Annotated in this window: 12 protein-coding genes; 5 read left to right on the forward strand and 7 right to left on the reverse strand. The window is 59.4% G+C overall.

The window, feature by feature from the left end:
* Positions 1 to 3 precede the first annotated feature (3 nt).
* From copD to K5R88_RS00305, 5 genes are all read right to left on the reverse strand, one after another.
* Positions 4 to 939, reverse strand: a complete 936-nt coding sequence (gene copD, locus K5R88_RS00285; protein WP_226298912.1) for a copper homeostasis membrane protein CopD — start codon at positions 937 to 939, stop codon at positions 4 to 6.
* A gap of 3 nt (positions 940 to 942) precedes the next feature.
* Entirely contained in the window at positions 943 to 1,314 is a 372-nt protein-coding gene (copC, locus tag K5R88_RS00290; RefSeq protein ID WP_008037673.1) for a copper homeostasis periplasmic binding protein CopC, read from the reverse strand.
* A 54-nt stretch (positions 1,315 to 1,368) separates the two neighbouring features.
* On the reverse strand, positions 1,369 to 2,280 hold the full coding sequence (locus K5R88_RS00295) for a copper resistance protein B (protein ID WP_226298913.1): 912 nt from the start codon (positions 2,278 to 2,280) through the stop codon (positions 1,369 to 1,371).
* A gap of 10 nt (positions 2,281 to 2,290) precedes the next feature.
* The gene (locus tag K5R88_RS00300; RefSeq protein ID WP_226298914.1) at positions 2,291 to 3,982 is read right to left on the reverse strand and encodes a copper resistance system multicopper oxidase; all 1,692 of its coding nucleotides are present in this window, start codon (positions 3,980 to 3,982) and stop codon (positions 2,291 to 2,293) included.
* Positions 3,983 to 4,097: 115 nt separating this feature from the next.
* Positions 4,098 to 4,802, reverse strand: a complete 705-nt coding sequence (locus K5R88_RS00305; protein WP_223452228.1) for a murein L,D-transpeptidase catalytic domain family protein — start codon at positions 4,800 to 4,802, stop codon at positions 4,098 to 4,100.
* Positions 4,803 to 4,883: 81 nt separating this feature from the next.
* Between K5R88_RS00305 and K5R88_RS00310 the strand changes: the two genes are divergently transcribed.
* Together K5R88_RS00310 and K5R88_RS00315 are read left to right on the forward strand one after the other, a co-directional pair.
* Complete coding sequence (locus K5R88_RS00310) at positions 4,884 to 6,629, forward strand: L,D-transpeptidase family protein (protein ID WP_226298915.1); 1,746 nt, start codon at positions 4,884 to 4,886, stop codon at positions 6,627 to 6,629.
* 194 nt (positions 6,630 to 6,823) lie between these two features.
* Positions 6,824 to 7,615 carry a lipopolysaccharide biosynthesis protein gene (locus tag K5R88_RS00315; protein ID WP_223452233.1) on the forward strand — a complete coding sequence of 264 codons (792 nt, stop codon included), beginning with the start codon at positions 6,824 to 6,826 and terminating at the stop codon, positions 7,613 to 7,615.
* 105 nt (positions 7,616 to 7,720) lie between these two features.
* Here K5R88_RS00315 and K5R88_RS00320 read toward each other — a convergent pair whose 3' ends face one another.
* On the reverse strand, positions 7,721 to 8,563 hold the full coding sequence (locus tag K5R88_RS00320) for a LysR substrate-binding domain-containing protein (RefSeq protein ID WP_226298916.1): 843 nt from the start codon (positions 8,561 to 8,563) through the stop codon (positions 7,721 to 7,723).
* Between the two features lie 107 nt (positions 8,564 to 8,670).
* Between K5R88_RS00320 and K5R88_RS00325 the strand changes: the two genes are divergently transcribed.
* From K5R88_RS00325 to K5R88_RS00335, 3 genes are all read left to right on the forward strand, one after another.
* Positions 8,671 to 9,375, forward strand: a complete 705-nt coding sequence (locus K5R88_RS00325) for a haloacid dehalogenase type II (protein WP_226298917.1) — start codon at positions 8,671 to 8,673, stop codon at positions 9,373 to 9,375.
* Positions 9,376 to 9,391: 16 nt separating this feature from the next.
* Entirely contained in the window at positions 9,392 to 10,183 is a 792-nt protein-coding gene (locus tag K5R88_RS00330; RefSeq protein ID WP_008028340.1) for an aldolase, read from the forward strand.
* 64 nt (positions 10,184 to 10,247) lie between these two features.
* The gene (locus K5R88_RS00335) at positions 10,248 to 11,819 is read left to right on the forward strand and encodes a sensor domain-containing diguanylate cyclase (protein WP_226298918.1); all 1,572 of its coding nucleotides are present in this window, start codon (positions 10,248 to 10,250) and stop codon (positions 11,817 to 11,819) included.
* A 30-nt stretch (positions 11,820 to 11,849) separates the two neighbouring features.
* Here K5R88_RS00335 and K5R88_RS00340 read toward each other — a convergent pair whose 3' ends face one another.
* Positions 11,850 to 12,437 (reverse strand): GNAT family N-acetyltransferase, encoded by a 588-nt coding sequence (locus tag K5R88_RS00340; protein ID WP_226298919.1) that lies wholly within the window; start codon positions 12,435 to 12,437, stop codon positions 11,850 to 11,852.
* Between the last annotated feature and the right edge of the window lie 22 nt (positions 12,438 to 12,459).

A 12,459-nucleotide genomic window follows, 5' to 3' on the forward strand; every position in this document is an offset into this window, starting at 1 on the left:
TGGCTATTGCGCAGCGGCCTCCATTTCCGGACTCAGCGTTCCCAACCAGGCCACCAGCCCCACAATCAACACCGCGAGCGTCAACTCAACAACCATGCTGCGTCGCAACGCGTTGGCGGCAACTTCGTATTTCCCCTCCCGCAACGACCGCTCCAGAAACGGCCCAAGGTGAAACCGGTTCAGCGCGGCGAGCACCAGCATCCCGGCAAACAACCCCACTTTGATAAACAGCAAAATCCCATAGGTACTTAGCAACAAGTCATCAAGCTTCGGCCCGACGATGAATAGGTAATTCACGACGCCCGTGACCGTGATGACGACCACGATCACCGCGCCCACCCATTCAAATCGAGCGACAGCCCGAGCCAGTAACCTGATGCGTTCTGCGGTTTGCAGCGCGTTGATTTTCGCCATCAACGCAAACGCTACCAGCGCACCCAGCCACGCGCCTGCCGCCAACAGATGCAGAATATCCATCGCAAAATGCCAATAACGACGGCTGCCTTCGTCCATCGCGCCATGACCGCTCCAGGCCAGGCTGGCCAAGGCGATAGCGCCGGCAAAAGACGCAATCAGCAGGCTGAGTCCCGGCGCACGGTCATTGAGCGTAACCGCCAAACCGGCGATAACCAGCACGGTGATGCGCGCTGCCCAGGCCAACCCGAAATCCGTCTCGAACACCATCATCTGGACATGCGGTCGCAACTCGGTGAAGTCCGATTCTCCGCTCATCGCACTCACCATCGTCAGCATGCCCGCCACGGACAACAGCACTCCGAACGCGGCCGTCACCTGAAGGATCGGCCGAAACGGCAGCACCGCCCCGGACACCCGTTCCCGGCCCGCAAGGCTGTAGAGCCCGAACAAACCCAGCCCAAACAGCACCATCAAATCCACATACAACCCAAACCGCAGTGCAATGCTGACCCAGTCGCTCATCAATCACTTCACTTTGAACGTAACGTTGCCGGTGATCGGGTGAGTATCCGAAGACACCGCGCGCCATTCGACTTTGTAGCTGCCGGCGGGCAACGGTGAGAGCGGGGTGATGAGCATGGTTTTCGGGTCGCTGCCGCCGGTGACTTTGGCTTTCATCGGCATCGGGGAATGTGCCATGCCTGGCATTTCGGTCATGACCAGTTTCGCGCCGGAAAACTGGGTCATGAGGCTTTCGGAAAAGTGCAGTTCGATCGTGCTCGGTGCCGCGCCATCCGCGCCTTCGGCCGGGGTGGAGGAGAGCAGTTTCGGGTGCGCCTGAGCCAGTGTGCTCATGAGCAAGCCGATGACAACAGCGGTGGTTTTCATTGTGCGCATGCAAGGCCTCTTTACCGCTCGAAGCGGTTTTTTTTGATGGTGATGTGAGTGCGATCAGAACCACAGCCGAACGCCGAGAACGACGTGTGCTTCACTGCGATCCTCGCCATCGTCTTTGGCGAAATCGGCGGTTTTGCCGTAGGTGCGGTTCCAGGTCACGCCGATGTACGGGGCGATTTCCCGGCGAATTTCATAGCGCAACCGCAGCCCGGCTTCGGTGTTGGAGAGCCCGGAACCAATGCCTCGCTGCGGATCGTTTTTGCCGTAGACATTCAGCTCGGCGGTCGGCTGCAAAATGAGCCGGTTGGTCAGCAGGATGTCGTAGTCACCTTCCAGCCGCGCCGCGCTCTGGCCGCCTTCGCCGATGAAGGCCGTGGCTTCGGCTTCGAAGTTGTACAGCGCCATACCTTGCACGCCGAATGCGGCCCAGGTTTGCGGGGCGCCGGGTTTGAAGTCCTGGCGCACGCCGCTCACCACATCCCACCACGGCGAGATTGCGTGGCCCCATAGCGCCTGGACTTCAGCGTCTTCGGTTTTGCCGTTGCTGCGCTCGCCTTCGGATCGCAGCCACAGGCGATCGATGTCACCGCCGATCCAGCCCGATAAATCCCAGGCCAGCGCGCTGCCGTCGTCGGCGTCCTGCCATTCGAGTTTGTCGGCGAGGAAGTAGTGATTGAGTGCAGAGTCATGCACATTATGGCCGCCGGGGCTGACGAACACGGCGGCGCGGTCGGCATCGGTCAGCGGCGGGATCGGCGTGCGGCTTTCAGTGGGCGCGGCGGGCTGCATCTGGCCGTCGTCCATGCTTTGCATCTGGCTATGGTCCATGCCCTGCATCTGGCCATGATCCATGCCCGGCATCTGGCTGTGATCCATGTTCTGCATGTCGCCGGTGGTGGCGCTCGCCGAAGAAAGCGTCAGGCCCGTTGTGCAAACGGCGAGAAAAATCGATGTAAGTCTGGTCATGGGTAGCGCCTCATTCTTCCACGCGAACTTCACGGAACATGCCCATTTCCATGTGGTACAGGAGGTGGCAGTGATAGGCCCAGCGGCCGAGTGCGTCGGCGGTCACCCGGTAACTGCGTCGGGAGCCGGGGGGCATGTCGATGGTGTGTTTGCGCACCATGAACTCGCCGTTCTCGTCTTCGAGGTCGCTCCACATGCCGTGCAGGTGGATGGGGTGGGTCATCATCGTGTCGTTGACCAGCACGATGCGCACGCGCTCGCCGTACTTGAGGCGCAGCGGTTCGGCATCGGAGAATTTCACGCCGTTGAACGACCACGCGAACTTTTCCATGTGGCCGGTGAGGTGCAGTTCGAGGGTGCGGCCCGGATCGCGGCCGTCCGGGTCTTCGAAGGTGCTGCGCAGGTCGGAATAGGTCAGGACGCGGCGGCCGTTGTTGCGCAAGCCAAGGCCAGGATCGTCGAGTTTCGGCGAGGTGCTCATGGCTTGCATGTCCACCAGCGGGTTGTCGTTTTCCGTCGCGGGATGCGCTTGCATGCCACCCATCGCGCTGTGGTCCATGCCGGCCATGCTGCCGTGATCCATGCCGCCCATGCCCATGTCCTCCATGGTCACCAATGGTCGCGGATCGAGTACAGGCACAGGCACGGACAAACCCGCCTTCATCGCCAGCGTGCCGCGCGCATAACCGGTGCGATCCATCGACTGGGCGAACACGGTGTAAGCGTCCTGTGTCGGCTCGACAATCACATCAAACGTCTCCGCCACCGCAATGCGGAATTCATCGACGCTCACCGGTTTGACATGCAGCCCGTCCGCCGCGACCACCGTCATTTTCAGGCCGGGAATGCGCACGTCGAAGTAGGTCATGGCCGAACCGTTGATAAACCGCAGTCGCAGTTTTTCACCTGGCCGGAACACGCCCGTCCAGTTCGAGTCCGGCGCCTGGCCGTTCATTAAATAGGTGTAAGTGGCGCCGCTGACGTCGGCGAGGTCTGTGGGATTCATCTTCATTTCGGCCCACATCTTTCGATCGGCGACCGTGGAAGCCCAACCGTTTTTGCTGACGTCGTCGATGAAATCGCCCACGGTGCGCTTGTTGTAGTTGTAGTAGTCGGATTGTTTTTTCAGGGTGTTCATCAGGCTGGCCGCGTCTTCGTCGGTCCAGTCGGTCAGCATCACCACGTGATCGCGGTCGTACTCAAAGGGCTCCGGCTCCTTGGCGTCGATCACCAGCGGGCCGTAAACGCCGGACTGCTCCTGAAGGCCCGAATGGCTGTGATACCAGTAAGTGCCGTTCTGCCGGACCTGAAATTGATAGACGTACACGCCGCCCGGTTCGATGCCGTGAAAACTCAGGCCCGGCACGCCGTCCATGTTGGCCGGCAGCAAAATGCCGTGCCAGTGAATGGAGGTGGTTTCCTTGAGCCGGTTCTTCACCCGCAGCGTGACCGTGTCGCCTTCACGCCAGCGCAGCAGCGGGCCGGGAATGCCGCCGTTGATGGTCATCGCGGTGCGCGGATTGCCGGTGATGTTGACCGGGGTTTCGCCGATGAACAGCTCGAAATCGCTGCCCGTGAGCATCTGCGGTTCGCCAGAGCGGGTGAGCGCCCACACAGGCGTGCGCCATAACCCGAGGCCGCCGAGCAATCCGCCCGCGGCCAGCCCCTTTACGAAGGTGCGTCTTGAAGTGTTGGAGTGCATGCCGTTTTTATTCCCGGTCCGTCAGTTGGGAGACAACTTGACGATGAGGCTAACGGGCGATGCCTTTCAGCAGACTGAAGCGGGGATTACAGTTTTGACAGTTTCAACGTGGTGTTCAACGGTTGGTGGAAGGCTTGGCGGTCGACGCCACCGTCCTGCTACCGCAATTGATATACGAAGACTTTTTCAGCCAGCGCTGATCCGGGTAGTACGAAAACAACAGTTGGCCGTCTTTCATCGAGTCAATCAGCTTGTGCGCAATCGCCGGCCGTACCGCCGGGCAACCGAGGCTGCGGCCAATCCGCCCGTTCGCCCGCGCAAGCACCGGGCTGACATAAGGCGCGCCATGAATGACGATCGCCCGGTCGAAGGCGTTGTCGTTGAAGCCCGGTTCGAGTCCTTCCATGCGCAACGAATAACCGTTCTGCCCGACGTAACTTGACTGCGTGCGATACAAGCCCAGGCTGGTGGCGAAGCTTTCGTTTTGATTGGAAAACTTGACCGCCATGTTCTCGCCGCTGTTGCGACCGTGGGCAACCAATTCGTGAAACAGTAATTTGCGCTGTTTAAGGTCAAACACCCAAAGGCGTTGTTCGGTGGAGGGCAGGGAGTAATCAATGACGGCAAGTCTTTGGACAGGCGCGGTACCTTGGGCCAAGCTGCATTGAGAGGCACGGACGGCCAGTGCAATCACCTTGGCGTTAGCGTTTGGAGCGGCTTTGACCAAAGCGGCTTCAAGTGAGTCGGCGTAGGCTGCCGTGACTGACGTTGAACTCAGCAGCAGGGCCGTAATTAGGAAGCCGAAGCGGTCTAGCGCCATATGTGTGTCTCATCATGATTGTTTCGAGTCTAGCAGCGCGAGCGCGACTAGCCGGTGAATGCGGGAGATTAAGGATTATCCATGGGGCAGTTAACAAGGTTATTCGTCATAAGCCGTGTATTTTTTATGGGCTTTCTGATCAGCGGTGCAGCGATTGCGCAAACTTCGCCGATCGAGCAGTCATCTCCACCTATCAACGCCAGTGAGGCTGCAGCGGATGACATCGTCGGTCAGGCGATTCAAAGCATGCTGGCGCCGTTGGCCTCGGCGTTTCCGCCGCTGCTCACATCCCCCAGGCATCAACGGGTAGACGTCAACCGTGTGGTCATGGATTTCTATATGCATCGCAGCTATCGCGCAGCGTGGACACAAGACAGTGATGTCACCCAGTTGCTGAAAAGCCTGGGCAACACGCAAGCGGATGGTCTGGAGCCGGCAGATTTTCATATTGATGAATTGGCCAAGGCACGAGCGTCGATGCAAACCCCGGCGCAGCGGGCGAGTTTCGATGTCGTCGCCACCCGGACGTTCATCACCGCGCTTCTGCAATTGCGGCGCGGCAAAGTCGACCCTTCGCGCCTGGACATGCATTGGAATTTCGACCCGGTCGGCGTCGATCCGCGTGAAGACGTGAACACCTTCTTCGCCGCCCTCGACAGCCATGATGTCGCCCGGGCATTCGCTCAAGCGCCACCGCAAGAAGCGGTTTATGGCAGCTTGCGCATGGGTTTGGCGCAACTGCGCAAAGTCCGGGATGCGGGTGGCTGGCCGAAGGTTGCCGAAGACAAGTCGCTCAAGCCTGGTATGGACGAACCTGCGGTCGCGCAGCTGCGAGCCCGTTTGGCGGCCGGTGGTTATCTGGCCCCACAGTTGAAACCACGTAGCGACTACGACGCTGTTGTCACGGCGGCGGTCAAAAAGTATCAAGCCGAACAATACCTGGGCGCGGACGGTGTCGCCGGGGCGGCGACGCTTGCGGCGTTGAATGTGTCGGTTGAGGCGCGGATCGACCAGGTTCGGGTGAACATGGAGCGTGCGCGTTGGTTGCTGTACAAACTTCAGGGCACTTTTGTCATCGTTGACATAGCTGGTTACAAAGTTGCGCTCTACCGCGACGGCAAGCCGATTTGGCGTTCTCGGGTGCAAGTCGGCAAACCGTTTCGCAGTACGCCGGTGTTCCAGTCAGAGATTACTTACGTCACGTTCAACCCTACCTGGACCGTGCCCCCGACCATTCTGGTCAAGGACATGCTGCCCAAGATTCAGAAAAATCCCGGCTACCTTGCCGCCAACCGAATCAAGCCCATTGACCGTGAAGGGAACTTGCTCGACCCATCGACGGTCGATTGGTCCAACCCGCGCGGCGTTACGCTGCGACAGGATGCCGGGCCGGACAACTCGCTGGGCCAGGTCGTGATCCGGTTTCCCAATGAATACGCGATTTATCTGCACGACACGCCGCATCGCGAGTTGTTTGCTCAATCTCGCCGCGCCACCAGTTCAGGCTGCATCCGGGTCGAGAACCCGCTGCAGTTGGTGGAGCTGTTGTTCAACGATCCGGTGCATTGGAACAGTGCCGGGATCCAGGCGCAGTTGGCCAACGGCAAGACTGAAAACATCCGGCTTCCCGTCAAGGTGCCAGTGCTGTTGGCTTACTGGACGGTGGACCTGAGTAATGATGGTCGCGTGATGTTCAAGCCCGATGTATACGGGTACGACTCTGCGGTTCTGCGGGGATTGAATCTGCGTTCGGAACTGCCTGCTCCGCAATGGCAGCAAGCCGGACTGCCTGCGCTCGCGGCCGGACAAAAAAGTGTAAGTGACTAAAATAGACCGTTGTCGGGTCGTCAGGAAAAGGGGTAAGTCATCTTTTTTCTGGCGAAGCAAATGCTCTAGGTCAACCTTTGCACTGGGTCGCAGTTTGCAGCGCCGATACATGCAGGTGGTTGGCGCTCCCGTTGAAAGCTATCACAATGTAATAAACCAACGAGAAATCGACCCAAAGGAATAGGGAAGTGAAGATGGATGTTGCGCAAGAAAACACGGTACCCATCAAAGGTCAGCTTCATGTGCATGACCTCGATGAGTGCCGCAACATTCAAAAGGGTCCGGTGTTTATCATTGCCTCTGGGGCATCTGCTAAAGATTTTCCACTTGAAAAGTACGCCGACGTTCCAATGATCACGATGAACGGGGCTATCTCAATGTTCATCGGTACCGATATCAAACCGTTCTTTTATGCTTGCACTGACATTGCCTTTTACCGGGAACAGCCCGAATTGCTGTCGGCGGCCATGCAGCTCAGTGAGCGGGTTGCCGTGTGGGAGGAACACATCCGGCGTTCGGCCGACTCACCCGAAGGGGACCTGTACTTATTGACCAAGGCGCCCAAGCTCTCCTGGAGTGACCTGGTCTTCAGGGGCGATAAAGAGCTCGTCAGAAGTCGCCGGCTTGGAAACGGTCGCAACAGAACCCTGGGGTTCAGCAAGAACCTCAAGCGCGGCTTTTTTGATGCGCGCACCGTGGCCTATCTGGCACTGCAAATTGCCTACCACGCAGGCTTTAACAAGGTGTTTCTGGTGGGTGTCGACTTGAATCAGTCAGTACGACGTTTCTACGAAGAAGACGATGCAGATGTATCACCGTGCATGCTCGATCAGCATTTTTTTACGAGAATTCTGCCCTCGTTCAAAATCCTGTCGAAGTACGTCGTGAGCGATGATTTTCAGGTTTACAACTTGTCCGGTACCTCCAGGATTCCTGTCGAACTTATTCCCCGAGTGACGTTGGATGAAGTCGACAGGATGCTCTGAGGATTCTCCGTGCTTCATGGATGCGGGTGCTCTTGAGGCACCCGTTTTTTTTGCGCGAGCTTCAACTGGCGTCAACCGTTCGGTACCTGCACGCAATCTTCTTGTTCATGCCTCGCCTAGCTCCTCCCGCAAAAACGCCACCAGGGCACGTTGCAACCCGGTCAACGCGCCCTCGCGGCTGATCAGCGCCAACTCGGTCGGCGGCAGTTCGGGCAGATCGCTGCACACGCGGTGCTCAGGCAGCACCGCCGAAGCGGGCAGCACCGACACGCCCAGCCCGGAGGCCACCGCCGCCTGAATGCCCGTCAGGCTGTGGCTGCCAAACGCAACGCGCCAGGGCCGCTGCGCCACATCCAGCAGACGGATTGCCCGTTGCCGATAAATGCAGCCCTGTGGGAACAGCGCCAAGGGCAATACCCCATTGGCGGAGTCGACCCCCACACCCTTGACCCACACCAGCGTTTCCGGCCACGCCGCCCAGCAGGGGCCGCTGTCCGGTTCGCGTTTGACCAAGGCAATATCGAGGGTGCCCACCGCGAGTTTCTGCTTGAGATCGGTGCTCATGCCGCTGACGGTTTCCAGGCGCGCTTCGGGCCTGGCCCGGTTGAAGCCGGCAAGGATCACGGCCATGCGCCGGGCATCGAAATCTTCCGGTACGCCGATACGCAGGATTTCCAGGTCGAGGTCGCTGGCCAAGGCTTCCACTGCCTCCGAGGACAGGGCCAGCAAGCGCCGTGCGTAGTGAATCAGCATCTCGCCGTGCTCGGTCACGCTGATGTTCTGCCCGGTTCGGTCACGCAACAGCAGCGCATGCCCGACCAGTTCTTCAAGTTTGCGCACCTGTTGGCTTACGGTGGATTGGGTCCGGTGCACGCGTTCGGCAGCGCGGGTGAAGCTGCCTTCGTCCGCCACGCAAACGAAGGTCTTGAGCAATTCGAGATCGAGCATGGCGGCCTCTTGATATTCGATTTATCACTGACATGTCGTCATTGATTTAATTTCACACTATCACTGATCGCTCTTAACCTGAAGATCACCCTTCAGAGGAAACGAACATGACACTCACAATCACCCCGCGCCCCGAGTGGCTGACCTTCGATTGCTACGGCACGTTGATTCAGTGGGATGAGGGCTTGAAAGCCGTGGTGGCGGACATCTTGCGCGACAAGGGGGATCACAGCGTTGATGTCGATCGTCTGATCGAGGTGTACGACCGGCATGAACACCGGCTGGAACAGATGCCGCCGCATCGCTCGTTCCGCGAGTTGAGCACTAGCGGGTTGCATCTCGCCCTGGAAGAACTGGCGTTGGCGAGTGCCCCCGAAGACAGCCTGCGCCTGGCCGCGGCGATCCCGCGGATGCCGCCGTTTCCGGAAGTGATCGAGGCGCTCGCCCGGCTCAAGGCGATGGGCTTCAAGCTGTGCATTGTGTCCAACACCGATGACGACATCATCGCCGGCAACGTTGCGCAACTGGGCGGGCACATCGATCGGGTCATCACGGCGCAGCAGGCCGGTGCTTACAAGCCGGATCCGCGACTGTTCGACTACGCTCACGAGCAGCTGGGCGTGACACGTGATCAGGTGGTGCACATTTGTGCCAGCCCGACGCTGGACCACACCGCCGCGCGGGACATGCACTTTCGCTGCGTGTGGGTCGATCGCGGCACCGGTCGGCAATTGCTGCCGGACTATCAGCCCGATGCGACAGTAAACACGCTGGATCAAGTCGTGCCCTTGTTCAAATCCCTTGGCTGGTAAAACCGGAGTCATTGCCATGGCACACACCCTTGCAGGCGGTTCCCGTCCCACCCGTTACACCGAGCTGAATCTGGATTCGCAGGCGGCCATTACCGCGCGCACGGAACTGGCAGCGTGCTTCCAGCTTGCGGCACTGCACGGTCTGGAGGAGGGGATCTGCAACCACTTTTCCGCGATGGTGCCGGGCCGGGATGATCTGTTTTTTGTGAACCCCTACGGTTATGCCTTCGAAGAAGTCAGCGCTGAAAATCTTCTGGTCTGCGACTTTCACGGCAATGTCGTGGCCGGCGAAGGGCAGCCTGAAGCGACCGCGTTTTACATTCACGCCCGCCTGCACCAACAGCTGCCAAGGGTGAAAGTGGCGTTCCATACGCACATGCCTCACGCCACGGCGTTATGTTTGCTGCAAGGCCCGCCGCTGTTGTGGCTGGGGCAGACGGCTCTGAAGTTTTATGGTCGCACGGCGGTGGACGAGGACTACAACGGCCTGGCTCTTGATGAATCCGAAGGCGACCGGATCGCCAGTGTCATGGGCAATGCCGACATTCTGTTTCTGAAAAACCACGGTGTGATTGTCGCCGGACCGACCATTGCCGAGGCGTGGGACGATCTGTATTACCTCGAGCGTGCCGCCCAGGTGCAACTGATGGCGATGGCGACCCAGCGCGATCTCAAGCCTGTGCCCGAGCCGATTGCCCGGCGCGCCTACGAACAAATGCGCCTGGGGGATGCCGAAAGCGCGCGGGCGCATTTGCACAGTGCGATGCGCAGACTGTCCAAAGGACGATTGCCCCTCACTACGGCGTAGACTAAGCTCGCAAAAAATAAGGGTTTTGGGCCTTCGCCCATGCCTTACCCTTGCAGGATGAGCTTTGCCTAATCTCCAAAACGACCCGCACATCGCCACTGGCGCTGCTTTGAAACGGTTACCGCTGCGCAAGGCAGCGATGCTGTTCATTGCTGTGGTGTGCCTGTGCCTGTGCGGTTTGCTTTACCTGCAACTGGAGCAATCGCGCCGGCACGATCTGGCCGTGGCCGAAGTGGCGTCATCGAACCTGACGCGAGCCATGGCGCAGCAGGCCGAAGACACCTTCATGAAAGCCGACCTGGTGTTGACCAGTCTGGTTGACTGGATTCAGGCCGACGGCTTCGGTCCGGCGCAGCGCCCACGTCTTCAAAAAACGTTCGCCCAGCGGGTGCAGACGCTGAGTCAATTGCACGGGATCTTGCTGTTTGACCAGAAGGGCCAGTGGATCGTGACCTCTTTTGCGGATCTGCCTCGTGGTCGAGGCGTGGCGGACCGCGAATACTTTATGTATCACCAACAGAACGTATCGTCCGTGGCGCACATCGGGCCGGCCATTCGCAGTCGTGAGAATGGCGAGTGGATCATTCCGGTCTCCAAGCGCATCAACGATAAAAACGGCCATTTCCAGGGCGTGTTGCTGGCCGGCATCAAGATGTCCTACTTCGACCAGTTCTTCAAAAGCTTCAGCCTTGATGACAATGGCTCGATGTTTTTGGGGCTGACCGACGGGACGTTGCTGGCGCGCCGGCCGTTTATCGAAGCGCAGATCGGCACGTCGTTGGCCAATGGCGAGATCTTTCAGACGTTGCTGCCCAGCGCGCCCTCCGGCAACGCAACGTTCCGTTCGGTGGTCGACGGCACCGTGCGGTTGTATGGCTACCGACAGCTCGACGCCTATCCGCTGGTGGTGTCGGCGGCATCGTCCAGGGATTCGATTCTCAAGGGGTGGTACGACACCGCGTTTCGATCCAGCGTCATCGTTGCCCTTGTCGTGCTGGGCATTGGGTTGTTCGGCTGGGTGTTCGTGCGCCAGGTTCGCCTCGGCGAGCAGGTCGAGGCGGATTTGCGCAAGGCCAAGGAGGCGCTGAAGCTCATCGCGACCCACGACAGCTTGACCGGCCTGGCCAATCGCCGACTGTTCGAGCAAGCGCTGGACATCGAGTTCGGCCGTGGCATCCGTCAGTCGAGTTCATTGAGCCTGATCATGCTCGATATCGATTACTTCAAGCGCTACAACGACGCTTATGGCCACGTGGCGGGGGACCATTGCCTGGCGCAAGTGGCGCGGGCGGTGAAGGGTTGCTGCCATCGAAAAGCCGATCTGGCGGTGCGGTACGGTGGTGAGGAGTTCGCAGTGTTGCTGCCGGATACCGATATTCACGGTGCGATGGTCATTGCCGAGCATATCCGTCGCGCCGTCATGGCCAAAAACATCAGCCACAGCGGTTCGCCCAACGGTTTCGTCACGGTCAGCCTTGGCTGCTATTCGTTTGTGCCCACGCGGCTGGACAGCACCGAAGTGTTCATCGGGCGTGCGGACGCCGCCTTGTATCAGGCCAAGCATTCAGGGCGAAACCGTTCGGCGGTGCTGTCCATCGACGGCGGGATCGAGGAGTTGATGCGCTCGGATCGTTGAGACGACTCAGGCGCGAGCGGTCTGTGCGGATTAGCGAAGGCTGTAGTCGGCAAGTTTTTGTTCGAGCCGCTGACGCACCGTCGGCCATTCATCATCGATGATGCTGAACCGCACCGAGTTGCGCTTGCGTCCGTCCGGCATGATCCGTTCGTGACGCACGATACCTTCCTGTTGCGCGCCGAGCCTGAGGATTGCGTTGCGCGACTTCTGATTGTTCTCGTCGGTGGTGAACTGCACCCGCACGCAGTCCAGCACGTCGAATGCGTGGCGCAGCATCAGGTATTTGGCTTCGGTGTTGACGAAGGTTTTTTGCCAGCGGGCCGAGATCCAGCTGCTGCCGATTTCGAGCTTGCGATTGAGCCGGTCGATTTTCCAGAAGCGCGTCGAACCGATGACCTCGCCGGTGTCCTTGAGCACGATGACGTAGGGCAGAACAGTGCCTGCATCCCGTCCGTCGAGGGCTTTTTTCAGGTAGCTGTGCACCGTGGTCGGGGAGGGCACGACGGTGACAGTCAGGTTCCACAGTTCGCCATCTTCGGCGGCGTGTACCAGCGCATCGGCATCGGCGTATTGCAGTGGGCGCAGGCAGATTCTGTTGCCTTCCAGCGGTGTTTCCATGGCGTCGGTTTTCTCGGTTGAT

The organism is Pseudomonas sp. MM213, from assembly GCF_020423045.1.
Classification (GTDB): Bacteria; Pseudomonadota; Gammaproteobacteria; order Pseudomonadales; family Pseudomonadaceae; genus Aquipseudomonas; species Aquipseudomonas migulae.

Excerpts from the sequence above, each read along its gene's own strand:
- copD (WP_226298912.1), bottom strand. The coding sequence starts at position 939 with ATGAGCGACTGGGTCAGCATTGCACTGCGGTTTGGGTTGTATGTGGAT.
- copC (WP_008037673.1), bottom strand. The coding sequence starts at position 1,314 with ATGCGCACAATGAAAACCACCGCTGTTGTCATCGGCTTGCTCATGAGC.
- K5R88_RS00295 (WP_226298913.1), bottom strand. The coding sequence starts at position 2,280 with ATGACCAGACTTACATCGATTTTTCTCGCCGTTTGCACAACGGGCCTG.
- K5R88_RS00300 (WP_226298914.1), bottom strand. The coding sequence starts at position 3,982 with ATGCACTCCAACACTTCAAGACGCACCTTCGTAAAGGGGCTGGCCGCG.
- K5R88_RS00305 (WP_223452228.1), bottom strand. The coding sequence starts at position 4,802 with ATGGCGCTAGACCGCTTCGGCTTCCTAATTACGGCCCTGCTGCTGAGT.
- K5R88_RS00310 (WP_226298915.1), top strand. The coding sequence starts at position 4,884 with ATGGGGCAGTTAACAAGGTTATTCGTCATAAGCCGTGTATTTTTTATG.
- K5R88_RS00315 (WP_223452233.1), top strand. The coding sequence starts at position 6,824 with ATGGATGTTGCGCAAGAAAACACGGTACCCATCAAAGGTCAGCTTCAT.
- K5R88_RS00320 (WP_226298916.1), bottom strand. The coding sequence starts at position 8,563 with ATGCTCGATCTCGAATTGCTCAAGACCTTCGTTTGCGTGGCGGACGAA.
- K5R88_RS00325 (WP_226298917.1), top strand. The coding sequence starts at position 8,671 with ATGACACTCACAATCACCCCGCGCCCCGAGTGGCTGACCTTCGATTGC.
- K5R88_RS00330 (WP_008028340.1), top strand. The coding sequence starts at position 9,392 with ATGGCACACACCCTTGCAGGCGGTTCCCGTCCCACCCGTTACACCGAG.
- K5R88_RS00340 (WP_226298919.1), bottom strand. The coding sequence starts at position 12,437 with ATGGAAACACCGCTGGAAGGCAACAGAATCTGCCTGCGCCCACTGCAA.